Genomic DNA, 1147 nt, shown 5'->3' on the forward strand with positions numbered 1-1147 from the left:
TTTTGCCGGCGCCCAGCCCGCCTCGCGCCCTGCTCCACCCTCGGGTCGCGGGGCGTAAGGTGTATAAAAGAGCCAGCCGTCGCCCCGCCACATCCCCTGCGCGTACGAGGCGACGTCGCCGACGAGCGCGGTACGGGCAGCGTCGAGGTCACGGGCCGCGAGCGAGGAGTACGGCTCGGCGGCGTGGACGACGTTGTACCCGTCGACGACCAGCACCGGCCGGCGCGTCACGGCGTGAGGCCCCTGCGCACCCACTCGTACATCAGCACGGTGGCGGCCTGCGCGACGTTCAGCGAGCCGACGTGCCCTTCGACCGGGAGCCGCACGAGAAAGTCGCAGTTCTCGCGCACCAGACGCGACAGGCCCTCGCCCTCGGCGCCCATCACGAGCACGATCCGGCCCTCGAGCGGAGACGCCCACGCGTCCTGCTCGGCATGCTCGCTCGCGCCGGCCACCCAGTATCCCGCGTCCTTCGCCCGCGCGAGCGCCCGCGAGAGGTTGGAGACCCTCGCGACCGGCAGGTGCGCCACAGCGCCCGCCGACGCCTTGAACGCCGCGGCCGTGACCTGCGCCGAGCGGCGCTCCTCTATCACGAGCGCCGCCGCGCCGACCGCCTCGGCGGAACGCGCGACCGCGCCAAGGTTGCCGGGGTCGGTCACGTGATCGAGCGCGATGATGAGGCTGCGGGGCTGCCCCGTCGTCAGGCGCAGGACGGAATCGAGGTCCGCGTACGCGAACGGCCTCGCGAGCGCCGCGACGCCCTGGTGCGCCCCGCGATCGCTCATCGCGTCCAGCTTGCGGCGCGGGCACTGCTCCACCGGCACCCCGTGCTCGGCGGCCAGCGAGCGGACGCGCTCGACGGCGGCGTCGGGCTTCACACCCTCGGCGATCAGCACGCGCTCGATGGGCAGTCCGGCGGACAGCGCCTCGGCGACGGCGTTGCGCCCCTCGACGAGGTCGCTCACCGGACCGGTTCCGGGCGGTAGGTCACCCGCTGCCCGGCAGGCGTGTCCTCGACCACGAGGCCGAGGCCGGCCATGCCGTCGCGCACAGCGTCCGCGGCGGCCCAGTTGCGCTCGGTGCGGGCGGCGTCGCGCGCCGCCATCAGCGCCTCGACCGCCTCCGCCGGATCGTGGCCGGCGTAGCC

2 protein-coding genes are annotated in these 1147 nt (G+C 74.7%); both read right to left on the reverse strand.

The annotated features are described in order from the left end of the window. Nucleotides 1-420: hypothetical protein (locus FDZ70_11115; GenBank protein ID TLM65447.1), on the reverse strand; the 420-nt coding region annotated here is incomplete at its 3' end. Next, nucleotides 228-965: a 23S rRNA (guanosine(2251)-2'-O)-methyltransferase RlmB gene (gene rlmB / locus FDZ70_11120; protein ID TLM65448.1), complete on the reverse strand. Its 738-nt coding sequence runs from the start codon at nt 963-965 to the stop codon at nt 228-230. The genes FDZ70_11115 and rlmB, both read right to left, overlap by 193 nt. Nucleotides 966-1147 lie beyond the last annotated feature (182 nt).

This window comes from Actinomycetota bacterium, from assembly GCA_005774595.1.
Lineage (GTDB): Bacteria > Actinomycetota > Coriobacteriia > Anaerosomatales > D1FN1-002 > D1FN1-002.